The sequence below is a fragment of the Streptomyces sp. NBC_00080 genome (assembly GCF_045041255.1).
Classification (GTDB): domain Bacteria; phylum Actinomycetota; class Actinomycetes; order Streptomycetales; family Streptomycetaceae; genus Streptomyces; species Streptomyces coriariae.
Window position 1 is genome coordinate 335,852 of record NZ_CP108236.1, and the last position, 24,338, is coordinate 360,189.

At 68.2% G+C, this 24,338-nt stretch carries 16 protein-coding genes; 4 read left to right on the forward strand and 12 right to left on the reverse strand.

From position 1 onward, the window contains the following. Positions 1-8 precede the first annotated feature (8 nt). The 9 genes from OHU34_RS45270 to OHU34_RS45310 form a co-directional block, all read right to left on the reverse strand. Positions 9-431: a TadE family protein gene (locus OHU34_RS45270; RefSeq protein ID WP_331733741.1), complete on the reverse strand. Its 423-nt coding sequence runs from the start codon at positions 429-431 to the stop codon at positions 9-11. A gap of 2 nt (positions 432-433) precedes the next feature. After that, positions 434-649 (reverse strand): hypothetical protein, encoded by a 216-nt coding sequence (locus OHU34_RS45275; RefSeq protein WP_331733742.1) that lies wholly within the window; start codon positions 647-649, stop codon positions 434-436. A gap of 46 nt (positions 650-695) precedes the next feature. Continuing rightward, the gene (locus OHU34_RS45280; protein ID WP_331733743.1) at positions 696-1,580 is read right to left on the reverse strand and encodes a type II secretion system F family protein; all 885 of its coding nucleotides are present in this window, start codon (positions 1,578-1,580) and stop codon (positions 696-698) included. Next, on the reverse strand, positions 1,577-2,530 hold the full coding sequence (locus OHU34_RS45285; protein ID WP_331733744.1) for a type II secretion system F family protein: 954 nt from the start codon (positions 2,528-2,530) through the stop codon (positions 1,577-1,579). Before OHU34_RS45285 ends, OHU34_RS45280 begins: the two co-directional genes overlap by 4 nt. Further along, on the reverse strand, positions 2,527-4,020 hold the full coding sequence (locus tag OHU34_RS45290; RefSeq protein ID WP_405772742.1) for a CpaF family protein: 1,494 nt from the start codon (positions 4,018-4,020) through the stop codon (positions 2,527-2,529). The genes OHU34_RS45285 and OHU34_RS45290 overlap by 4 nt, the downstream gene beginning before the upstream one ends. Continuing rightward, the gene (locus OHU34_RS45295; RefSeq protein WP_331733746.1) at positions 4,010-4,837 is read right to left on the reverse strand and encodes a hypothetical protein; all 828 of its coding nucleotides are present in this window, start codon (positions 4,835-4,837) and stop codon (positions 4,010-4,012) included. The genes OHU34_RS45290 and OHU34_RS45295 overlap by 11 nt, the downstream gene beginning before the upstream one ends. Beyond that, complete coding sequence (locus OHU34_RS45300) at positions 4,837-5,499, reverse strand: SAF domain-containing protein (RefSeq protein WP_331734016.1); 663 nt, start codon at positions 5,497-5,499, stop codon at positions 4,837-4,839. The genes OHU34_RS45295 and OHU34_RS45300 overlap by 1 nt, the downstream gene beginning before the upstream one ends. A gap of 66 nt (positions 5,500-5,565) precedes the next feature. After that, complete coding sequence (locus tag OHU34_RS45305) at positions 5,566-6,453, reverse strand: ATP/GTP-binding protein (protein ID WP_331733747.1); 888 nt, start codon at positions 6,451-6,453, stop codon at positions 5,566-5,568. Continuing rightward, positions 6,447-7,064: a hypothetical protein gene (locus OHU34_RS45310; RefSeq protein ID WP_331733748.1), complete on the reverse strand. Its 618-nt coding sequence runs from the start codon at positions 7,062-7,064 to the stop codon at positions 6,447-6,449. The genes OHU34_RS45305 and OHU34_RS45310 overlap by 7 nt, the downstream gene beginning before the upstream one ends. A 1,377-nt stretch (positions 7,065-8,441) precedes the next feature. Here OHU34_RS45310 and OHU34_RS45315 point away from each other — a divergent pair. The 4 genes from OHU34_RS45315 (at position 8,442) to OHU34_RS45330 (ending at position 19,535) form a co-directional block, all read left to right on the forward strand. Beyond that, a complete protein-coding gene (locus tag OHU34_RS45315; RefSeq protein ID WP_331733749.1) occupies positions 8,442-11,753 on the forward strand; it encodes a LamG-like jellyroll fold domain-containing protein in 3,312 nt (1,103 codons plus the stop codon). Positions 11,754-11,828: 75 nt separating this feature from the next. Next, positions 11,829-18,344: an RHS repeat-associated core domain-containing protein gene (locus OHU34_RS45320; protein ID WP_331733750.1), complete on the forward strand. Its 6,516-nt coding sequence runs from the start codon at positions 11,829-11,831 to the stop codon at positions 18,342-18,344. A 9-nt stretch (positions 18,345-18,353) separates the two neighbouring features. Next, positions 18,354-18,872 carry a hypothetical protein gene (locus OHU34_RS45325; RefSeq protein ID WP_331733751.1) on the forward strand — a complete coding sequence of 173 codons (519 nt, stop codon included), beginning with the start codon at positions 18,354-18,356 and terminating at the stop codon, positions 18,870-18,872. 138 nt (positions 18,873-19,010) lie between these two features. Continuing rightward, positions 19,011-19,535 carry an RDD family protein gene (locus OHU34_RS45330; RefSeq protein ID WP_405772828.1) on the forward strand — a complete coding sequence of 175 codons (525 nt, stop codon included), beginning with the start codon at positions 19,011-19,013 and terminating at the stop codon, positions 19,533-19,535. Positions 19,536-19,970: 435 nt separating this feature from the next. Here OHU34_RS45330 and OHU34_RS45335 read toward each other — a convergent pair whose 3' ends face one another. The 3 genes from OHU34_RS45335 to OHU34_RS45345 are packed head-to-tail and all read right to left on the reverse strand — an operon-like array spanning position 19,971 to position 24,324. Next, positions 19,971-22,604: an ATP/GTP-binding protein gene (locus OHU34_RS45335; protein WP_331733753.1), complete on the reverse strand. Its 2,634-nt coding sequence runs from the start codon at positions 22,602-22,604 to the stop codon at positions 19,971-19,973. Continuing rightward, complete coding sequence (locus OHU34_RS45340) at positions 22,580-23,218, reverse strand: hypothetical protein (protein ID WP_331733754.1); 639 nt, start codon at positions 23,216-23,218, stop codon at positions 22,580-22,582. The genes OHU34_RS45335 and OHU34_RS45340 overlap by 25 nt, the downstream gene beginning before the upstream one ends. Next, positions 23,215-24,324: a bifunctional lytic transglycosylase/C40 family peptidase gene (locus OHU34_RS45345; protein ID WP_331733755.1), complete on the reverse strand. Its 1,110-nt coding sequence runs from the start codon at positions 24,322-24,324 to the stop codon at positions 23,215-23,217. Before OHU34_RS45345 ends, OHU34_RS45340 begins: the two co-directional genes overlap by 4 nt. Between the last annotated feature and the right edge of the window lie 14 nt (positions 24,325-24,338).

Consider the following 24,338-nt stretch of genomic DNA (forward strand, 5'->3'; position numbering starts at 1 on the left):
CACGTTGTTCACTCCGCCGGTACCCAGCGCTCCAGGGGGCCGGATGCCGACTGCGTGATCTGCAGGCCTGAGACACCCGGGATCATCGACAGGGCGGTGCCGGACACCTGGACCCGCACCCGCTGCCCGTCACTGCTGGCGGAGACGCTGTAGCCGCGCAGGCTGTCACCCGCCGTGCGGCCCAGCACGTCCTGTGCCTGGGCGGCACCTTCGGCCGGGCTCGACTGGTAGGCGCGGGCGGCGGTGAGGCCCTCGCGGGCAGCGGTCAGAGCGATCTGCCGGGCGTAGTACCACATGGAGGCCTGGATGACGGCGACGGTGGCGAGCAGTACGAACGGGAAGATGATCGCCATCTGGATGCTGGTGTCGCCTCGGTCGTCGCGCCATCTTCGGCCCTGCCACCAGTCCTTCAGCCGCTCCGGTTGAGACATCGCTACAGCCCGCTGAGCTTGCCGTTGTATTTGGTGATCACGATGGCGATGGTCCCGGCGATCAGTACGGCGCCGGTGACGGCCGCTACCCAGATGATGACGGTCGTCGTGCTGATGTCGCCGCGGTCCGGTCGCTGCTTTGCCTCCTCCAGGCTCTCTTGCAGGCGTGTGGTCAGCCAGTGCGCCGCACGGTAGGTGCGGGCTGCGGTGTGTTTCATGATCGGTTCTCCTTGCTCCTTCAGCGGTCCAGCAATTCGAGGTGGTCTAGACGGTGAGCATGCGGATGACCGCGGGGAACGCCATCAGGAGCATGACCAGGACAGCGAGCAGGGCTCCCGGAGCGGTCATCTTCTCGCTGGCGGCGTTGGCCTCCGCGGCCTGGTCGGCCAGCAGTTCGGCGTTGAGGGCGGCGGTGCGGGCCCGCAGCGCCTTGTAGACGGCGGCGCCGTCGGTGGCGCTGCCGCGCATGATGTCGGCGACGTCGTCGAGGACGGGCAGGTCGTACTGGGCGGACAACTCTGTGAGTGCCTGATACGGCGGGATCTTCTCCAGCCGGGCGCGGCGCAGGGCGCCCTGCAGATACAGGAAGGGCCAGCCCTCGCCGACCTCGGCGGCCTTCTCCAGCGCTTCGGCGGGGCCGGCGTCGGCGGCCCGCTTGAGCGCGACCAGGTCGAGGTAGGCGGACAGGGCGTGGGCGAACTCTTCCCGCGCCCGCTTGGCCTGGTCGCGCACCGCGAGATCCGGGGTGATGAACAGCAGCCCTGCGATGACCATTCCGACACCGGCGGGCACGTAGAACGGCAGGGAGACGCCGGCGATGATCCAGGGGATCGTCGCGATCACCGGGCAGAGCAGCCCGAGCGCGGCGAGCGCGGTCTTCTTGAGCATGAACTGGCCCGGCCCCTGACCGAGCAGGGCCAGGTTCGTGGTGGGGACCCGAACTCCCGGCAGGCGCTCGAGGCGGGGCAGCAGCCACCGGCCCCACACCTCCTCGCGGTCCAGGTCCGGCTCGGGCATCGTCAAGGTCGCCGGGGCACTACGCCTCAGGGCCGGCCCCAGCGCGGGCTGGGGCTGCAGGAGCTCACGGATCAGCAGAGCGACGCCGGCGCCGACCGTACCGCCGGACAACACCACGGGGATCAGGTTCACGGGGTGGCTCCTTCCGGCTCGCGGGCAGCGATCGGCAGGTCCGGCTCCGGCGCGGCCGAGGGCAGGCGGACGGTGCTGGTCGGGTCAGTGACCAGGAAGCGCGGGATGCGGCGGAAGTTGCCCAGCTGCCGCATCAGGGCGAGCACGCCGACGAATCCGGCCGTCAGGAAGGCGAGCACGAGCTGTCCCAGGAGAGTGGAGTAGGGCTTGGTGTAAGAGGGCACGAAGAACCCGGCCACCACGACCCCCACGGTGATGATGGTCATCCACCGCACCGTGGTCCGCGGCTTCGCCCGGTCCGCCTCGATGGCGCGCTTCTTCGCGACCTCGTCGCGGACCGTGCCCGCCAGGTCCTCCAGCGCCTGAGCCAGCCCCGGTCCGCGGTCGTTGACCGACAGGATGAGCGCGGCGACCACCTTGTCCGCCGTCACATCATCTAGCTCATCCGCGAACGCGCGGAGCGCTCCTTCCGGCCGCCACCCCAGACGCAGCCGGTCGGACAGGGCGACGATCTGCGGAGCGAGCTCGTCCGGCGCGCCCTTGCGGCTGGTCATCATCGCCTGCTCCAAGCCCATGCCGAGGCGCAGCAGGCCGGCCAGGCGCTGGGTCCACTCGCTCAACGCCTCCAGCTGGCCGATGCGGTCCTTCGCCATCTGCGCCGGGGTGATCAGCCAGGGCACGCCGATGACGCCGGCGCCGAGCAGCGCGCCGCCGACGAAGTTCCCCGAGACCAGCCACACGGTCACGAACACCACAACGGCCGCGACCATGAGCGTCCGCCGTCGCATCCGGGTGTCATCACTCTGGTTCCTCCCACCACGCAGGGATGCCTGCCAGCGCCGGTGCAGCGGGGCCCGGCGAGGCGCCGTGGTGCCCACGAGACCCGCCACGGCACCGAGCAGCCCACCGACTACGGCCATACCGCACAGCAGCCCGAACAGCAGCGTCATCGGCCCGCCCCCACCTTCAGCGGGAGCGGCGCCTGCCAGGCCCCGTAGGACTGCTGCAACAGTGAGGAGTCGAAGCCGACGCGGCGCAGGTCATCAACGCAGCCCGGGTCCATCCGGGGAACGGCCCGCAGGTCCCCCCACTCCCTGCCGGGGGAGAAGACCGTGTTGGTCGCCGGCCGGCCGTTCTCGCCGATCCCGGTCAGCTCCAGCACGTGGGAGACGTAGCGGTGGCGGCGGCCACCGATCTGCGTCTCGTCCGTCATGTCGACGTAGACGATGAAGTCCAGGCCGTTGGCGGTCTGCCGGTAGGCCAGCGCTTCGGACAGGTTGCCCTGGGCCAGCGCATACAGCTCGGCGATCCGGTCAAAGATGATGTCCGGGCGACGCGCGTGGATCGTGCACAGATTGCCGCCCGAGCCGTTCGTCAACGCCTGCATCATGGCCACGACCTCGGGGCCGCGGACCTCTCCGACCACGATCCGCTCCAGCGACATCCGCAGCGCCGGGTGCATCAAATCCAGCAGCGTGACCTCGCCGGCGCCGCGGCCGGTGACGTCCTTCTCCCCGTTGGACTCGCGCCCGACCAGGGAGACGACCTGCTGGTGGTAGCCGTTGGCGTGGGCGAAAAGCTCGTCCTCGGTCTGGATGGTCGCGAACCGAGTCTCGGGGTCGAACTCCTTGAGCATCGCCCGCAGGAGGGTGGTCTTCCCGGCCTTCTGCTTCCCCGCGATCATGATGTTCTTCTCCGCGCGCACACACGCGCCGAGGAACTCCCGCAGGACCGGGTCGATGGTGCCCAGCCGTACGAGGTCGTCCAGGTCGGCGTGGGAGACCCGGTGCCGGCGGATGACCGCATAGGTCATCGGGCCGAGCCCCGTGATGGCCTGGAGACGGGAACCGTCCTGCAGAGACAGAGCGAGGGTGGGGTTCGCGGTGGAGATGGTGCGCTCGTTGTGCCCAGAGCCTCGGGCCAACTCCCGCAGCAGCTCCAGCAGTTCCTCCTCGGAGTCCGCGATCGGGCCCACCCGGCGGCGCTCGCCGTCGCCGTAGTCGAGCCACACCTCGCCCGGGCCCTGGATGATGATGTCCTCGACCCGCTCATCGTCCAGGTACGGCTGGAGCCGGCCAGCACGGAAGAGCAGGTCGTAGACGGCACGCCGCAGAGCTTCGTCTTCCTGCGGAACCATCGCCTGGGCATCCGACCACAAGGCCACGGCCTCGTTGATCCAGTCCAGGCAGCGCTGCTCCTCGCTCGCCCGGTCCATGTCCGGTGTCGTCTTCAGCAGCTCCTCGCGCTGCTTGGCGACCTGCGCAGCGATATGCCGGGCGACCTTGTAGTCGACGGTGACCTGAGGAGCCGTGGCGCCGAGCACCTGCGTACTCGAGGCAGCACCGGCAGAGACGCCGTCTACCTGGTGCTTCCACGCCTGCTGGGACCGGCCAGGCGGCGGAGCCACTGTGGGATCGGTGTGCAGAGGCTTACCGCGCACGGGTCACCTCGCCGTCCCCGACGCGCGCGCCAGCCGGATCGAGGCGCGCCCGACGCAGCGCAGCCCGCTGAACCACCAGCGCGCTGCCCGTACGGGCAGCCTTCATCAGCGGTGACCTGGTGAAGTGACGCGGCTGCTCCGCGCCGTCGGACAGCACCTTGGCGTCCTTGGGTGCGTATGGCAGGGTCGCGACCACCGGCACCTGGAGCACGCGCTGCACCTCGCCCGCGGGATACGGACCCTCGTTGATCATCAGCACGCTGACGTCACCGACCCGTTCCTCCAGCGCGCGCACCCGCCCCTCTGCTGCTTGGAGACAGCGCAGGGTGTTGCGCACGACCACGAACACGGCGTCGGCCTGCTCGGCCAGGACACCGGACGGCCCGAAGGCACCCCGGCGGCCGAGGTCGATCAGAACGTCGTGACCGTGCTCGGCCGCGATGCCACGGAAGATGACGCCAAGCGCCTTCCACACCGAGCCCAGACTCGCCGCCTGCGCGGGATCAGTGATGCCAGGCAGCAGCAACCGGTCGTGCGGCGCGTCCTTCGTGCCGTCCTCGCTGCCCAGATCGATCAGCTGGCGCCAGAACGCGTCGCCGAGGTCGCCCTGCCGGGCGGCGACGGAGAGGTTCCGCAGCCCGTACCGGTCCCCGAGCGTGCCCTGCAGCAGCCCGTGCAGCACAGCGCCGCCGTCTGGGTCGCACTCGGCCAAGATCATCCGCCGACCCGGCTCCAGCGGCCAAGACAGCAGCAGCGCCAGGGCACTTGTGGTCACGCCTGGCGCACCGCTGCATCCCGCCAATGCGATGACAGCCATCAGCTACCGTCCGGGGCGGCGAGGACCAGGCGCAGGGCGCCAGCAGCCACCCATGCGGCAGCCTTGGGACCGTCCGTGGCAGATGTGGCGACGTCGACCACCACGATCCCGGTGCCTGGAGCTGCTCCAGACGCCTTCACGACCCGGCCGTCGATGGTCTGCGGCGAGGCGTCGGACGTCTCGCCGGTGTCCGTCGCCCCCTGGGCGGGGACATGCACCAGTTGGACCTTCTGGCCCGGCACCAGCGCGGTGGCGGGGATCTGCTTGGGCTCGAGACCGACCGGCACCAATTGCTCGCCGGCCTTCACCAGCGAGTCCTTCGTCACCTGCGAGGGGACGAGGAGAGAGCCGGGCTTGAGCTCCACAGCGGCCCGCTTGCCCACCACCGAGTCCACGTCGTCGGAGCGCACCGCTTTGACAGCCGGGTCCAGGGCGATGGAGGCCTTGCCCAAGTCGCCTTCGGTGAGGACCTGGCCGACCTGGACGTCGCGGACCACGGTCACCACCTCGGTGCGGTTGCCGACCTGAAGCAGCAGGACGGCCACACCAGCGCCTCCGGCGGCGATCAGCGCCAGCGACAGAGCGACAACGCCTGGTCGCCGTCTGCGGGCTGAAACCCGTGGTGGAGTCACCGGGCTCGCCGGACGTCCCACCGGTGGGATTCCGTTCGAGCTGACTGGGCCTACACGTTCTTGAGTCTTGCTCAACGTTCCGCCCTTCTGGCGACGTTACCTGACGACCTGCAGCTCTCCGATTGCCATTTGTGTCTGGGACTGCCTGGTCTCCGTGAACTGCCCCGTCTGTCCGCCACCGTTCACCTGCCAGTCCACGGTCCACGTTGCGGTTGCGGTCACGTTGTATTTGTCTCCGGGCTGAGAAGCTGACGTGCGGGCATAGGTGTGGCCGCACGTCGGGGACTCCTGCTTGCCGTATGCAGCCCTGTACGGCGTACCTGGCCCGTTGCAGGTGATTGCTGAGCCGTCGCCCATCTTCCAGTCGATCTTGGTGACCTCTGCCTGCGCGGTGACGGTCACACCCGCCAGCGTTGCCGAGGCCGAGTTGGGCCCGAACGTGGTGGGGCTCTTGTTGACCCACATCCACATCGGCATGCCCACGATGTATGTGGCGGCAGCGCGGGGGCTGGCGATGTCCGGGCCGGTCAACAACATGCGGTCGACGGCCTCACGTGCCAGCTGTTCCGGGTCGACGTTGACTGCAGGGGCCTCGGCCGCCCAGAAGACCTGCGGGACGATCTGAGCGCCTGTTGCGCTACCCAGCACATCGCTGAGGCAGACCCGCGTATAGATCGCGCCGTCACTGGGCTCGTGGCCGTTCCAGACCGGATCGCTGGAGGGCGGCTGAGGATCAAGCCGCTCCACGGAACAGGTCTGCGGGCGAGGTTTGCTGTCCTGGCCGGCGTCTGTGCCCGACTGATCACTTGTCTGGTCTTGTCCGCTCGAGCTGCCAGGCTCCTGTCGGCAGACGGTGACGAAGGAACTCGCGCCGTCGCAGTCCCCGCCGACGACCGGGCCGTCGTCCGCGCCAGCCGGTAGGACTGCGAGCGCGCAGAGCATGGCGGCAGGGAGCACCATTGCCAGCGAGGAACGCCTCAGCATGTGCGGTTCCCGTTCGGTGTGAGATCCGTGATCATCCACTGGTTCCCCCACCTCTCCGCCTTGGCCGTCGTCACGTAACGCAGGGGCTGATTGGACGGGAACGGCTGCACCGCGCCCGTTTTGGTCTTGACCGTCTTCCAGCCTGAGATGTCCAGGCAGTCACTCAGGCTGGCTTTGGGGACGTCTCCGGTGAGTGTCAGCGAGGTGACCGTTGCCTTGTGCGTCGGTGCGCCTTCGGTGGTCGTGCCGGCTTCCTTCATCACCAGCACATCGCCCATGGCACGACCGAGCGCTTTCTTCGTGGCGTACTTCTTCAGGTTGGTGCCCTTGATGTCGGCCTGCCCGTAGGCCTTGACCTGCTCTGCCCAGAAATCCTCGTACGCCTGCAGCACAGTGTCTTTGGCTTGCTTCTGCGTATCGGCGCTGGCCGACGACGTCTCGGGGGCAGGCGCACTGCTGGTGGGGACAGGGCGCTTGGCGGAGCCGTCGGAGTCGTCGCCGCTCCCGCAGGCCGACAGAGCGATCAGACCGCCCGCCATCAGTAGCCCGGTTGCGTGCCTCCGGATGCGAACTGCGGTGAAGCCTGACGGGCGTCGTTGTGCGCGTGTCACGATGTGTCTCCCCGTACGACGCTGTGCGGTGCGACCGCTGCTTCGGGCGCCTACGCACAGGCAGTCCAGATCGGCGGCCGGGTCGGCTGCAGTGATGCGTTGCGTGATGGCAAGTTACGCATATGCCTGCGGCCGGTTTCGAGTGTTCGTCGTCGGCCTGCTTGGTGAGTTGTGTTTTTGGCTGTGAAGTTGAGGTGCGCGATGCGTTGCGACGTCCGCCCGTCGTTGCTCGGCGTCTCTGCGTCGCGAGCCGGTTTGGGGTAATTTCGTGCGCTACCCAGGCGTTCCCTGGTTGGCGGCTTTCTAGGTCGGGCGACACGCTGGGACGCGTGGGGCTGTTGGGGCGCCTGGCGCGATGTGGCTGGAATGCGATGCGGAAAACGGACCGGCCGCCCCTGTTCCGTGTGCGGCTGGTGGTGTATCGGGCCGGGCTCGATCTCCGCGAGTTCTTCGGGAGCGAAGGTTTTTGGTGGGCCTGGGCCGTCAGCCGGTCGGTCGGGTCGTGCTCGGCGCTTCAGGAAGTCCGGCTCCGGCTGCTCTCTCGTCTTTGCCTCGGCTCCCGCATCGCGGAGGGCCGAGACGGCTGCCGCCGCGTCCTCCTCTTCGGCCATCGCCACTGAGCTTGTCGTTCAACTTCAGGCGCTCGGTGGGGTCGTGGCAACGGTGACCTGAGCTGTCCAGGACCCGGGTTCCCAGAGCGAGTTGGCAGTGTCGTAGCGGTTCGTGCCTCGCGTCGGCGACATGTGATCTTCTGTGGCTTCACCGTGTGGATTAGCAGGTGGGCAAGGGTTTTCTTCCTCTTGTTGATCTTTTGGATCTATGGCCGTTTGCGGTCGAACTCTTGGGTCTTTCGTTACTCATTGATGGTGATTGCATCATTCACTCTATTTATTTTCTTTGCATTTTCGGTGTCACCTATGGGGTGACTTCGTCCAATTGGTACTTCCGTTGATTGATTGACGCGAGGTGACCGACCGGGCTTTGATCACCCGGCTGTGAGGAATATGTAAACGCAAGGTGGGGGTCATGGGGCGGGGTGGAGTGCGTCGTATCGTCGGCGCGGGTGTGAGCGGCAGATGGGTGTCAGGGCGAACGGCCTGGCTCGTGGCATCGGTACTTCTCGTGCCCGTGATGGGTGCCGCGAATGCCCGGGCGGTTGCCGCCACGGTCTCGGAAGCCTCGCCGGTGACAGCCGACACCAGGGACTTGTCGCCTGAGGCAGTCGCCTCGCGCAAAGCCGCAGACTCTGATTCGCCTGTCGAGGTAGGTGCGGAGACGACTCCCACGCAATTGGTTACGGCCCAGCCGGACGGCACGTTCACCGTTGCGTTTGATCCGGTACCGGTGCGCGTGAACAAGGCGTCCGGGTGGGTCCCGGTGGACACTGACCTGGAGGCGACCTCGTCCGGCGTCGTCGTACCGAAAGCCGCCGCGGCGGACATCGCTTTCTCCGGAGGCGGCTCACGCGACCCCCTCGCCACCATCACGCAGGACGGGAAGACGTACAGCGTCGGTTCGCCGTGGGCGCTGCCGTCGCCGAAGCTGTCGGGTTCCACCGCGACGTATCCGGATGTCATGCCCGGGACAGATTTGGTAGTGCAGGCCACGGCAGACGGCTTCAGCGAGAACCTGGTAGTCAAGTCCCGCGACGCGGCTCAGAACGAGAATCTGTCGAGCATCGCCTTCCCTGTCTCCACCGACGGCGTCTCCGCGTACGACACGCATTCCGGCGGCGCCGCCTTGGTGGATGATCAAGGGCGCCCGGTGTTCACCACGGGTACCGCCCTGATGTACGACTCGTCGGCGGTCGCCGCGTCCCCACAGGCAATCGATTCGGCCACGGCCGCGAAGGCTTCGTACACCGTGGCGGCCGCATCGTCCGACCAGGCTGCGACTACGCAGGACGGCGAGTTGGACGGTCCAGCCCCGGGGGCCAGGTCGCAGGTCATGGACGTGACGGTTTCTGACGACGCACTGACGCTGAAGCCCGACCGCTCGTTCCTTGACGACCCTGACACCACGTACCCCGTGGTGCTGGACCCGCAGACGACCAGCGCGTCGCTGTCGGGCTGGACAACGGTGTGGTCGAGTTCACCCTCCACGTCCTTCTGGAAGACCTCGCACTCGCTCGGCGTGGGCTACGACGCCTGGGTGGACAACAAGAAGGCGCGTTCGCTGTACCAGTTCGACACCCACACTCTGGGCGGCAAGAAGATCCTCTCGGCGACCTTCACGGCGTTGGAGGTGTGGTCGGCGAACTGCACGGCCAAGGCAGTGCAGTTGTGGCGCACCGGGTCGATATCGTCATCGACGAAGTGGTCGGCGCAGCCGTCCTGGGCCGCACAGGTGGACTCGGTCAGCGTCGCCAAGGGCTATTCGACTTCGTGCCCCGGCGGGAACGTCTCCTTCGACGCGACCAGCGCCGTCAGCTACACGGCCGGACAATCCTCCTCGACCACGACGCTCGGTCTGCGGGCCCCCGGCGACGAAGACGACGAGATCGCCTGGAAGCAGTTCGCCTCGCCGTCGGACACCAAGCCGACGCTGTCGGTGACGTTCGTGTCCAAGCCGTCCGCGCCCACCGGTGTAAAGCTGTCGAGCCCGAGCGTGGCATGTGCGACGAGTCTCGGCACCGGCGCCGTGATCCGTGACGCGACCCCTACGCTGACGGCAGCGCCGAAGTCGGCGGACGGTTCGCAGTCGACGCTGCGCCCCAATTTCGAGGTGTACCGCTACGACGCGAACGCCGGCGACCCCCTGATCGGCTCAGGCAACCCCTCGGCATACACGACGTCGGGCACGGCCGGTACATGGACGACTGCAGCGCTCGCCAGCGGCCAGACCTACTGGTTCCGGGCCCGTAGCCAGTACAAGTACTCCTTCGGCGGCACGACCGGCTACATGTATTCGGCCTGGAGCGCGGCCTGCTGGTTCAGGATCGACACCTCCGCTCCCGTCCAGCCGGATGTGGATTCCGCGACGTATCAGGAGTGTGCGAGTCCGGACGCACCGGATGAGTGCACGGCCTACGGAGGTGTGGGCGCTCCCGCGTCCTTCACACTCAAGGCCAATGGCGCGACCGACGTGGTCAAGTACACGTACCAGCTCAATGACAACCCGGTGCGGACCAAGACCTTCACAGCCGCGACGACCAGCTACGCCACCTCCCTCGCTCCCGATGTCCGCGGTGTGAACACCCTCACCGTGCAGACCTGGGACTCCGCGGGCAACGCCTCGAGCAGCTACACCTACACCTTCAAGGTCGCGGCCGGCGCGGGACCGCTCTCCCAGTGGTCCATGGATGAAGGCACCGGCGCCTCGGCGGCGGATGCGATCGGCGGCAAGACCGCGACCCTGGCCGGTTCGGCCACGTGGTCCGACCACGCGAGGCTCGGCAAGTCGGTGCAGGCCAACGGCACCACGTCGTACGCGGCCACGACCTCCCCAGTGCTGGACACCACCAAGAGCTTCACGGTGTCCGCCTGGGCCCGCCTGGACGACCTTTCGCACAACTCTGTGGCCTTGGCCCAGGCCGGGGTCAACGGGTCGGCGTTTGCCCTGTACTACTCGACCTCCTACAACGCCTGGGTCTTCAACCGGTACACCACCGACGTCGTGGCCCCGACCATCGTCCGCTCGAATTCGACCGCTCTCCCGGAGGCCGGTGTCTGGACGCACTTGATGGGTGTGTACGACGCGCAGGAGCAGACCATCCAGCTGTTCGTCAACGGCATCCCGCAGGGTGCCCCCGTCTCGTACACCACCGCATGGCAGGGCACCGGCGGACTCCAGATCGCCCGGGGCCAGTACGGCGGCCACTTCTCCAACTACTTCCCCGGACAGGTCGACGAGGTGACCGTCTGGAACCGGATCCTCTCCGAGGAAGAGATCGCCGACCTCCAGGCCACGACCGACGCGAGCACCGGTCAGGCCCGTCCGGCCCTGGCAGCCGAGTGGGGCATGGAAGAGACCACGGGAACGAGCGCCGCCGACTCCTCCGGATACGGCCACCCGGCCACCGTTGCAGCCGGCGGCACCTGGACCACCGACACCGACGGCGGCAAGGGCAACGTCCTCTCCCTGGCTGGAACGTCGACGGCCAACGCCACCACAACCGGCCCCATCGTCGATTCGCAGGGCGACTTCACCGTGGCGGCCTGGGCCAAACTCGACGCTTCGGCACTGGCAGACACCTCTGTGGCCCATCACATGAGGATCGCCACTCAGTCCGGAGGCGTCCGCGACTCCTGGGGCCTGTGGTACGACCAGGCCGCAGGATCCACCCAAGGCATGTGGGTGTTCGGCCGCACCACCGCCGACACCACCAGCGGTGCCGTCGTGGCCGTGCCCGCCAACATCGCCTCGGCCCAACTGGTCGACCCCGGTGACTGGACCCTGCTCACCGGCGTCTACGACGGCGCCCACCACCAGCTGTTCCTCTACGTCAACGGGGTCCGGCAGGGCGCCCAAGGCGACACCGACACCGACGACGACACGGGCGATGGCATCGTCTTCACCCAGCCCTGGCAGGCCACCGGCACCTTCAACATCGGCCGCGGGCGGATCAGCACAGGAGCCTACAGCGACTACGCCCACGGCCTCGTGGACGACGTACGGGTGTGGACAGGCGTGATGTCCGACACCGCCATCGACCAGATGTACGTCAACGAAGTGCCCATCCCTCTGTAGGACCGTCCGCCGACACGGCGCACGCGACAGATCACCAGCGGACTTTTCACACGTCACACGATCGGGAGTGCAGTCATGGGTGGGCTACGGCGGACACAGCTGGGGGTCGTCGCTGTCACAGCGAGCGCCCTGGTGGCCGCGGGGCTGGGCACGGCCCCAGCTGTCTGGGCGACCGAGCGGCACGGGCACAACACTGTGGACGCGCCCGACGTCAAGGACGGCACGGCCGAGCCCTTCAAGGCCGGCAAGTTCACGAAGAAGGACCCGACGCGGGCCGCCGCCGCCCGCACGGCCGCGGCAGTGGCGAAGCCGGCTACCTGGCCCGTCGCGTCCGCCGCCACCCTGCCCGTGGCGGGCAGGGCAGCCCTCGCCAAGGCCACTTCGGTCGGCAAACTGCCGGTCAAGGTGAGCGCCCCGGCCCAGGGGGTCGCCCCGGGCAAGGTGACGGTCAAGGTGGCCTCACACAGCACCGCGACCGCCCTCGGCCTCAACGGCACCGTGCTTTCCGTGGCCCGCGCCGACGGGCGCAAGGGCACCGCCCAGACTCGGCTCACCCTGGACTACTCCGGCTTCGCGAACGCCTACGGCGGGGACTACGCCTCCCGCCTCACCCTCGTCCGCCTCCCCTCCTGCGCGATCACCACCCCGGCCCTGAAGAAGTGCCGGACCACGACACCGGTCGCCACCACGAACGACGTCGCACACCACACCCTGACCACGACCGCCCCGGTCAGTTCTTCCTCGATCACAGCTTTCGCTGCGACTGCCGCGGCCGCCAGCTCCGGCGCCGGTTCCTACCAGGCGACCTCCCTCAACCCTTCCGCCGCCTGGAACGCGGGCGGCTCCAGCGGTGACTTCACCTGGTCGTACCCGCTGTCCGTGCCCCCCTCCAATGGCGGTCCCGCCCCGAACCTGGCGATCACCTACGACTCGCAGAGCATCGACGGCCGGCTGCCGTCCACCAACAACCAGCCGTCCTGGGCAGGCGAGGGCTTCGACCTCTCCACCTCCTACATCGAACGCTCCTACGACTCCTGTGATGACGACGGCCAGAGCGACAAGAACGACGAGTGCTGGGCGAACGACAACGCCACCCTCGTCCTCGGCGGCAAGTCCAGCCCTCTGATCAAGGACAAGACCAGCGGCACCTGGCACCCCAAGACCGACGACGGCGAGCGCGTCGTCCACTCCACCGGCGCCACGAACGGCGACGACGACGGCGAGTACTGGACGGTCACCACCGAGGACGGCACTCAGTACGTCTTCGGCAAGAACCGCCTGCCCGGCTGGACCACCGGAGCCGCTGTCACCAACTCCACCTACACCGCACCAGTCTTCGGCGACGACTCCGGCGAGCCCGGCTACGACCAGGGCACCGCCTTTTCCGGCAGGTCCCTCACCCAGGCCTGGCGCTGGAACCTGGACTACGTGGTCGACCCGCACGGCAACGCGATGTCGTACTGGTACACCAAGGAGACCAACTACTACGCCAAGAACGGCACCACCACGGCCAACGGCACGGTGTACGACCGCGGCGGCTACCTGAGCCGGATCGACTACGGCATCACCGCCTCCACTGTCTTCGGCACCGCTCCGGAAAAAGTCACCTTCACCACCGCAGAACGCTGCCTGGTGACCAGCACCGAGGACTGCTCCTCGCTCACCACCAGCACGGCCTCGCACTGGCCAGACGTGCCGTTCGACCAGATCTGCGCCGCCAGCAAGGTGTGCGACGCGACCGGGCCCACGTTCTTCTCCCGCAAGCGACTCACCGGCGTCACGACCAGCATCTGGGACGCGAGCCTGGCCACCCCGGCCTACCGCGACGTCGACTCCTGGGCGCTCGCCCACTCCTTCCCCGACCCCGGGGACGGCACCTCCGCGGGCCTGTGGCTGCAGTCCATCACCCGCACCGGCAAGGACGGCGCGACCACGGCCATGCCGCCGGTCACCTTCGACGGCATCCAGCTCTTCAACCGCGTCGACACCACGCACGACGACATCGCCGCCCTCGTCAAGTGGCGCGTCCGAAAGATCATTTCGGAGACAGGGTCCGTCCTCACGGTCAATTACTCCGACCCGCAGTGCGTCGCGGGCACGACCATGCCAAGCAGCCCCGACTCGGACACCCTGCGCTGCTTCCCCACTTACTGGCAGCCGCCCTACACAACCGATCCCCAACTGGACTGGTTCCACAAGTACGTCATCACCCAGGTCACCGAGTCGGACCCGACCGGCGGGGCCCCGCTGAAGGAGACCGACTACACCTACAACGGTGCCCCGGCCTGGCACTACGACAGCGACAACGTCACTTCCCCCGCCAAGCGGAAGACCTGGTCGGTCTGGCGCGGCTACGGCAGCGTCACATCGACGTCCGGTGACGCGCAGTCCCTCCGTACGAAGACCGTCTCGACGTACTTCCGTGGCATGGACGGCGACAAGCAGTCCGACGGGACCACGCGCACCGCCAAGGTCACCGACTCGAAGGGCACGACGGTGACGGACGCCGATCCGCTCGCCGGCACCGTCCGCGAATCAATCGCCTACAACGGCAGCGCCGAGGTGTCGGGCTCGATCACCGACCCGTGGATCCGTCAGACCGGCACGGACGGCACACGCGCCTCCACCTACACCCGCGCCCAGACCGTCCACACCCGCACCGACCTGTCCTCCGGCGGTACCCGCGACACCACCGTCAGCACGACCTACGACGACACGACCGGCGCGGCGCTCACGGTCGACGACTCGGGCGACGCAGCCGTCACCGGCGACGAACAGTGCACCCGCACCACCCTCGCCGACAACACCACCGCCTGGCTGCGGGCCTTCCCCGTACGGGTCGAGACGGTCGACGTGGCCTGCGGCGCCACGACCAACCGCCCGGACGACGTCGTCTCCGACGTCCGCACCCTCTACGACAGCCAAGCTTTCGGCGCCGCGCCGACGATCGGCGACGAGACCGCCACCCAGCGGCTGTCCTCCTACAGCGGCGGCAGCCCGGTCTACCAGACGGTCTCCACCAGCCACTACGACAGCCAGGGCCGCGTCGACTCGGTCAAGGACACCAACTCGGCGACCGTCAGCACCACCCAGTACACCCCCGCCACAGGCGGCCCGCTCACCAGCACGCTCACCTCCGATGCCAAGACGTACGGGACGACCACGAACTTCGACCCCGCCCGCGGCGTCGCCACGTCCGTCGTCGACCCCAACGGCAAGCGCACCGAATACGCCTACGACGGCCTCGGCCGCGTCACCGGACTGTGGCTGGCCAACCGGTCCAAGGCCTCGAACCAGTCCGCGAGCCTCGTATACAGCTACTCCGTCTCCAACACGGCCGCCTCGGTGGTCACCACCGGCAAGCTCAACAACGACGGCACGACCTACGACACCACCTACGCCCTGTACGACGCACTGCTGCGCCCCCGCCAGACGCAGACCCCCGCGCCAGGCGGCGGCCGCGTCATCGCGGAAACCAAGTACGACAGCCGAGGCCTCGCGGTAGAGGCCGACGCCGACTACACGGACGCGTCCAACCCGTCCGGCACCCTGGCCATCATCACCTCCGCCGTCCCCGCCCAGACCCTCACCACCTACGACGGCGCGGGCCGGCCCACGGCAGCCGACTTCTACGCCAACGGTGCCAAGCGGTGGACGACCTCCACGTCGTACGGCGGCGACCGCACGACGGTCACCCCGCCCAACGGCGGCATCGCGACCACGACCCTGACGGACACCCTCGGCCGTACGACCGAGACCCGGCAGTACGACAACGGCAGCCCGTCCGGCACGTACACGTCGATCAAGTACTCCTATGACGCGAAGAGCCGCCTGAAGTCGGTCGTCGACGACGACGGCAACACCTGGTCCTACGGCTACGACCTGATGGGCCGCAAGACCACCTCCATGGACCCGGACGCCGGCACGACGACCACCGCCTACAACGAACTCGACCAAGTCGCCTCCACCACGACCGCGGTGGGCACCGCCGAGGCGAAGACCCTCAGCTACTCCTACGACGTCCTCGGCCGCCAGACCGACATGTACGACGGCACCACCAAAGACGCCGCCCACGAACTCGCCAAGTGGACGTACGACTCGCTCGCCAAGGGCCAGCCCACGTCGTCGATCCGCTACGTCGGCGGCAGCTCGGGCAAGGCGTACATCAGCCAGGTCGGTGCATACGACTCCCTCTACCGGCCGACCCTCACACGGGTCACGATCCCCTCAGTCGTCGGTGAGGAAGCTCTGGCGGGCTCGTACACGTCGACGATCGGCTACAACCTTGACGGCAGCGTCCAGCTGACCTCCGATCCGGCGGCCGGCGGACTGCCCTCCGAGTCCCTGGAGTACGGCTACAACGACCTGAGCATGCCCACGACGCTCAAGGGCGCCACGGGTTACGTTCAGAAAACGAATTACACCAAGCTCAGCGACATCAGCCAGGTGACGCTGGGGGTGTCCCCGTCCGACACCGCAAAATGGCTCCAGATCACCAACACCTACGAGGACGGCACCCACCGCCTCAAGCGTGAACTCGTCACGGACGACGCCCAGACAGATCCCGTCCAGGACACCGCCTACACCTACGACGACTACGGCAACCCCACCAAGGTCGCCACGCACGCCGACGCCACGGACGACGTCCAGTGCTACCGCTACGACGGCCACGACCGCCTCACCGAGGCCTGGACCGCCACCGACGGCTGCTCCGCCGACCCGTCCACGGCCGTCCTCGGCGGCCCGGCCCCCTACTGGCAGAGCTTCGCCTACGACGACCTTGGTAACCGCAAGACGCAGGTCAACCACGCCACGGCCACGGGCGGCAACGACAGCACAACGTCCTTCGTCTACCCGACGCCGGGCACCAGCCAGGCCCACACCCTGAGCTCGTCGACAACGGTCACCGCGGGCACGACGACCACGAACTCGTACACCTACGACGCGTCCGGCAACACCCACACCCGGACGCTCAACGGCAAGACCCAGACGCTCGACTGGGACGACGAAGGCCACCTCGCCAAGGTCACCAACTCGGACGGCACCTCGGCCTCCTACCTGTACGACGCGGGCGGCAACCGACTGCTGTCCCGGGACGCCTCGGGCACGACTCTCTACCTCGGCGACACGGAGGTCCGCCTCGCCAAGGGCACGACGACGACCACGGGCACCCGGTACTACAGCTGGGCCGGGCAGACGATCGCCGTCCGCAGTAACACAGGCAGCCTGCAGTGGCAGGTCACGGACGCCCACGACACCGCCGAGACCGCGGTCGACGCCACCACACAGGCGATCACCCGCCGCCGCCTGGACCCCTTCGGCAACACACGCGGCACCCAGCCGACCGCGACCGCCTGGCTCGGCGACAAGGGCTTCGTAGCCGGCGTCCAGGACACCACCAGCAGCCTGACACACCTGGGAGCCCGGGAGTACGACCCCACGATCGGCCGGTTCGTCTCCGACGACCCGATCCTGGAACTCACCGACGCCCAACAGATCGACGGCTACACCTACGCGGCCGACAACCCCGTCAGAGGCAGCGACCCCTCCGGTCTGCAGATGCCCGTCGACCAGGGCTGCACCAGCTGCGCGCAGGCCGACCAGAAGTCCACGCTGGTCGACACCGGCTCGGTCAACGACAGCGGGACCCATCACAGCGGTGGCGGCGGCGGATCCCACAGCGGTGGCGGCAGCTCCCACCACAGCTGCGGCTGGTCCCTGTCCTGCCACGTCTCCAATGTCGCGCACAAGGCCTACCACGCCATTCAGCAGCATCCGGTGATCGCAGCCGTGGTGGCGACAGCCGTCGTGGTGGGGGTGGTCGCCTGCGTCGCCGCTACCGCGGGCGGATGCGCAGCCGTTTTGGTGGCGGGCGCAGAGGGCTTCACAGCTGGTGCTGAGGCGGGCAGTCTCGGAGGTGCCCTGGTGGGCGCATCCGTGGGAGTAGCGGCCGAAGGCGGCGCCGTAATTGCCGGGTCGATGGGCATTGCAGGGGCGGGAGCGGCAGCCGTCGCAGAGGGAGCCGAAACAGCCTCCGCGTCCAAGACGGCGACGGCGTCGGGTGCCAGAGCAGCGCAGAGCGCGGCGCAGTCGACTGCCGGTTCCGGTGCAGCTGGTGGCACTACGCGCACCGCCACTGCAGCGCCCAAGAGCGGATCGGTTCCGGCGCGCGGGAGCCGTGGAGCCAAAGGCAAGTTCCAGCCGAAGGTTCAGGTCCATCCTGCCCCAGGCAGCTGGAGTCTTGAGAGCCGGGTGTCAGATGCCAATGCCCTTCGTGACGACGTCGGGACGGTCGCCACTGGCGCTGCGAAGAACCGGACTTATTCCGCCGCGATCAATGTAACCACTGGTGACATCGCGGTTGGCTGCTCAGGGGCCGGTAACTGCGCGGAAGTGAATATTCTTGAATCCACTGGATGGAGTCCGGCGAATGTACTCTTCACCCGTGCAGGCCGGTTGATGGACGTGGACGACGGGCTTGGTAAAGTCTGGCAGGAGATGGAGATCTGCACGACGTGTCAGGGGATCTTCCCGCTGGATTCTTTTGTTCCTGGAGCGCTCCTGGCGACAGAGCAGGGTCACCCCGGGTAGGAGGCAACAATGGTGAGTGCGGCTCTTCTTGAGCTGGAGAGATATGACTGGGAACAGTTCCGGTGTGGCTGCGGAAAAAGTGCCGCGCACATCCCGGAGACGTTCCGTCGACTACTCGCGGCGAAGTCCCCCGAGGATGCGGTTGGATATCGTTTCGACGGGCACCTGGAAATTCAGTCCATGCTGTTTGAAGCTGCTGTCCCCGCAGTGTCCGTGATTCTGGCTGCGCTGACCGAGGAACCCGCCCGCTTTGCGCGCAGTCATTTCTTGGTGACGCTCCTGTTCTTGGTCTCTGGAGAGTCGCATTCCAGTGAGATGGAGGCAGGGCGGGAGGACCTTGGTGAAGAGTGCTGCGAAAAGGCGCGGGACGGTCTTTGGGAAATCTACCGAGAGGCGGTTTCGGGAGATACGGAGAATGCGCTTGATATTCTCGAGGTGATCGAGGATGACGGACTTCGGCTTGCTCACTTCCGTACCGCTCTCCAGGATCGCCTTGCAAAACAGCAGAGGAAAAAAAGGCCAATTTGAGCGTCGAGGGAAACGGATGTTGGGATGAGTGGTGCGACGGCTGGCGTGGCAATGGTGAATCGGGAAGGCGTCGCGGGAGTGCCTTCCATGGTTGCCAGGGCGATGGGGCGGGAGTGGTACAGGGACTACCTGGCCAACATGGAGCCCCTACGGGGCACACGGCCTGAGGGAGCGTTGGTCGAGTATGCCGCCAACGCAGTGGCGGCTGCCGGGGCGACAGCAAATCCAGTGCTCGTGCTGGCGTCAAACGGACGCAGGGTCGCGGCCCGTCTCGTGGACACGGTGATCGCGTCGGCGTTCGCATGCCTCGGCTTTATGGCTGCGGCGGCATCGAGCGATGGCGTTGCGCTGCTGGTGCTCGTACCAGTGGGGTTCGCCGCAGGCGGACTGCTCTACTTCCTTCCCCTTGTGCACTGGTGGGGCACGACCATCGGCAAACGAATCTTCGGGCTGCGGGTGGTCCGGCTGTGGTCGGACGGGACCCTTCCCCCGTCCTGGAAGGACACGTTCCTCCGCGAGTTCGACCGTGCGGCCTTCTTGTCGCTTCCGGTGCTGAACTTGTTGGTCGGCGCGATTCTGTTGATGCAGATGGCGAAAGACCGGGGGACTTACCACCAGAGCAAGTACGACCGTGCGGCGCGCACTGTCGTGGTGCGCTACTGACCCGTGTTCCATCGTGACTGCTGCCCCCGAGGAGTGGAATGCCGCTCGTAGCGGGCCCGGTGGGCTGGCCATGGGGGTCGAGGGGTTCAAGAAGCAGCGTGCCCACAGCACTCCGCGTGGATCTCGGTCGCGGGAGTCTTTGTCGAGGTAGTGCCGATGGAGTCGGCCGTCTGGGCGGCGGAGGAGGACCAGGTTGTCGGGTGCTGTGTCCTCGACCTCGCGCTGGGTGATGAACGGGACGAGACGAGGGCTGGATGGTGTGGGAGACGTTGAGTGTCCAGTCCAGGTTCCGAAGCGCTCTCGAAGAGCGGGCATACGTAGCCCCGACGACTTCCTACCCGAGTACCAGAAGGCGGCCGAACGGCAGCTTGAGGGGCTGGCTCAGTAGGGCTGGAAGTGAAGCCCGCTGGCGTCCGGCCTTCGGCTGGGCGGTGGTCAGTTCCATTCGTTTTCCTCTTTCGACAGGGGGACAGCGGCGGCGTCGGCAGGAGCGCGCGCGGCGAGGAAGGCGGAGACCCGGCCGAGCTGTTTCGCGGCGTGGTCAGTGAGCTGGTCCAGCGGGAGCGCTTGGGCGTTCGCCTGCGCGGCCCGCTCCAGCGCGGGGACCTGCTGCGGGCGAGCCTGGGCGGCGAAGACGTCGTCGAGGTGGGGTCCGCGTAGCTGGATGGGCCCGATGCGGCGGCCGCGCACGTTCATGGAGACGTAGTGCTCGAAGCGCTCCATGGTGGCGACCCGGTCCGGGCTCGGGTTGTCGCCCCACTCGGCGGTGACCGGCGCAATAGCGGACTTCGACCCGGCGGTCGTGGCCAGCGTGGACGCGTTCTGCACCAAGGACAGCCGCACCGGGGTGGGCAGGCGGGAGAGCAGCTGGGTCATGCCGTGGACGTGGCACCGGTACTTGCGGAGATCCTCGAACATCGCGGCGATCGTCTCCGGGGCCGCGCCGGTCAGGGTGATCAGCTCGTCGAAGTACGGGCGGAACGGCACCCGCTTCTCCTCCGGTGTGTCACGCCTGGAGCGCGCGGCCCGCAACAGATCGCGGGCGAGCAGCGCGGTCAGCAGGCGGTCGGTGGGCCCGTTGCCGCCCGGGCACACCCACACGATCATCTTCGAGTCCATCGCCGCCCGGATGTTGTAGACGCCGGCCGGCTGGCCGAGGAAGGCGCGGGTGACCGGGTTGGCGGCGAGACGGGCGATCGGGTTGAGGACCACGGCGAATGCGTCGGGCGGCAGGGCCGGGAACACCACTTTCCACCACGAGCGGGTCTCCTCATTCAGCCGGCCCGCCACCGAGGCGAGCGCGGCCGAGCGGAACCCCGCGTCGGTAAGCAGGGCCCTTATGTGGAAGATCGTGGCCTGGTCCTCCGGCCGGCCGGTCTGGCAGGCCGCCTCGTTCACTGCGACCAGGACGGTGAGCGCGGAGGTGAGGATGGTGAGCGCGCGTGGGGCGGTCGCGTCGTCCCAGCCCAGTGTGGAGGCGTAGGCGTCGGCGATCGCCTCGACGACCTCGTACGCCGTCTGTCCGTGGTGCATGCCGAGCGGATTCCACGAACTCACGCGCGGGTTGGGGCCGAGACCGTTGAGGTCGACCAGTGCGATCCGCGGCATCAGGTGACCGTGAGCGAGGAACGTGGTGGCCCGCGGCCAGGAGTCGCGGTGAGGGTCGACGAAGACCAGCCCTCCGCCCGCGTGAGCCCAGCCGATTGCCTGCGCCAGGGCCCGCTCGGTCTTGCCACCGCCCGCCTTGCCGACCCCGACCTCGAAGAGAGTCTCCTCGGCGTAGGTGGCGACCAGCCGTTCCCGGCCGCCCGGCCCCCGGTAGATGCCCTGTAGCAGTAACTCGGGCTTGCCGAATGCGAAGGTCGGCAGGTCCCCGGCGAGTACCGGCAGGCGGCAGTTGGTGGTCGGCGGTTTGAGCAGGCCGCACAACTCCTCCAGACGGACCCAGTTCGCTCGCGGAGGCTGGCAGTGCCCCAGATTCCAGCGGCGCTCGAAACCACCCTTGGTGGGCCAATGGTCAGCGCCGACCCGCCCCGGTCCCAGCCTCCAGCCGCGCATGGCCCACCGGGAGCGTCCGCCGAACACATCGAACGCGGCCTGGAGCTGGGCGAGCCTTGCCTGCGCGCGGCCCTCTGTGTTCGAGGCGCACATCACGAGCAGCTGGACCCTCACCAGGTGGTCATCGTCGGCGAGCTTGCCCAGCGCCTCGGCCGGCTCCACCCGGCGGGGAACCGGCGGCATCACCAGCCGCCGCCCGGAACCTGAGCCGGGTTTGTCACCGAGGAGTTGCTGCAACTGCCCGCTCCAGGAGTCCTCGATGCCGCTGGCGTCCTGCCGCAGCCAGCGCGCGGCCCGCTGGGCCTCTCGGCGCTCGGCCCGGCGCGCGGCGCTCATCAGCTGCAGGCGGCGCGCTCTCAGGGCCCACTTCGGAGCGCGCTGGATGTCGAGCCGTATCTCGGCGAGATCGCCGAGCTCGGCCCGAAGGTCGGACACAGCATCGACGAGTGGCTGGAGCGGGTCGGGGTTGAGTGGCACCTCCCGCAGCGGAGCGATGAGCTTGCCGCGCAGGATGAATTCGGCTCGCACGGTGTGCGTCCGTGGCTTGTCGACGATCGGCCGGGCTCTCTTGACGGTGATGTCCGGTCCGAACGGGGTGATGGACAGCAGCCGTTCACCGCCCGCCGGGCCCTCGACGCGGTAGCGCAGCGGCGTACTGCCGTCCGCGCGCAGACGGATCTGAACGGTCTTCGCCCGGCGCGGCGCCCACCAGGGCATGGCCGTGGACGCCCGGGCCAGCTGGACACCGCGCCGGAAAATTTCCTCCAGGCTCGGGTCGAAATGCCGGTTTGGGACGAGCTCCAAGGCCATCCGCTCGGCCGATGCCCGCGCCGCGAGCCGACGCACGAGCGTCGCGCCCACGCTCCAGCACACGGCGATGGCCAGGGCGAGCAGATACCAGTGGTCGTAGATCCAGTCGACGGCGTCGATGAGGGCGCTGAGTAGCCCGACTGCCTGACTGGCAGTTGTCTCGTTGGCCCGGTCTGTCAGGTACGGGGCTGCGGAGTCCACGTCGCTGTTCCCTTCTTGATCGTGCGGGTGAAGAACCAGTCGGTGATGCGGAGGTCGGTGAAGGTGCCGCCGCGGTCCATGCCGGCCCACACCAGATGGACCACCGCCTTGTCCGGGCTGCCGTCGCGGCGGGCGATCGCGGCCTGGATGCGGAAACGGGCGGTGGCAAACGCCGGGGCCACCGCCTGGCCCGAGTCGGGAAAGGCAGTGGGCCACTTCGCGCGGCCCACTCCGGTGGCGTCCGCGCGCAGGAGCGCGCGGCCGGCGGTGAGCAACTCCCGCTCGTCATCGGTGGGAAGGTCAGCGGGCCAGGCGTCCTCCAGGTTCTGCTGGACAGCCCGGTCGCCGGCGACGCCCTCGCCGTGCGGCGGCAGAGCGGACTCGAGGACCGGTGGTGTCGATGCGGTGGGCGTCGTGGAGGGAGCCGTGCTGGTGGCCGGCTTGCTGGCAGGAGGCACAGCGGCCGCAGACGACGGGTCCTCAGTCGCGTGCGAGGCCGTTGCCGCGGCCGGGGGCTCCTGGCCGTTCGGCACGCCCAGCAAGGCGATGCCGGCGACGGCGAGCATGACGGTGCTCAGCATCAGCAGACGCGGTGAGCGCGGGGTGGTGGTCACAGCAGCCGTGCTCCCCCCGCGTAGCCGGACATCGTGTTGACGGCGTCCAGGCGCACCACGGCGCCCGGGCGGGGGGCGTTGATCATCTGTCCGCTGCCCAGGTAGATCCCGACGTGGTAGATGGTGGAATCGCGGCTGGGAGCGGTGGCGAAGAAGACCAGGTCACCGGGCTTGAGCGCAAGTGTGCCGAGGCTGGCCGGGATGCGCTGACCGACACCGGCCTGGGAGGCCGCGACGCGCGGCAGGCTGATCCCGGCCCTCGCGTACGCGTACTGGGTCAGCCCGGAGCAGTCGAAACCCTTGATCGCCGCGCCGCTCTTGCCGCTCGGTGAGCAGCAGATGCCGTAGGACTTGCCGCTCGCGTTGCCGCCGCCCCAGGAGTACGGGACACCGCGCTGGGAGAGCGCGGCCTCAATGACGGTGCGGACCTTGCCCGTGACGTTCTTCAGGTCCGGGTCCGTGGCGGCCGCCGTGTACTGGTCGATCCACCCGAGCACGTTGGTTACGTATTCGTCCGAGTGGTTGTACTGCCAGATCGCGGCCCTGAGCTGGGCGCGCTTGGAAAGGTCACGGCCGTTGCCGCACAGGTACACGGACGCGCCGAGCGCGGCGTCGTCGGCGTTGTGCGGATCCGCCGTCTTGTCCCCGTTGCCGTCCTCCCCGATCGACTCCCAGGTGGAGGGCAGGAATTGAAAGAGGCCGACCGCGCGCTCCCCGGCCGCGGTGCCGTCCCAGCGCCCGTTGTCGGTGTCCGCGAAGACGGTGGTGTTCCCGCCGACTCCGGACCCGTTGAGGAGCACTCCGTAGATCTTCGGGGTGATGTCGCCGTTGTTCGTGATGTTCCGGCCGATGGCGTGGTTGGACTCGACCTTGGCGATCCCGGCCAGGACCGGCCAGCGCATGCCCTGGCACTTGGGCACGTACTTCCCGACCTGCTGGACGGCCTTCTTATAGGCCGTCAGCATCCGAGCAGGGATGTCCGCGGCGCTGCCGCCCTCGGCGATCCCGCCGTCCTCTGGCGCACCCGTTTTCAGCGCGACATACGCGCTGATCGCGTTCCCGACCGGCGCGGCACAGCACACGGCGGCGAACATCAACAACGCCACCACACATCCCCACC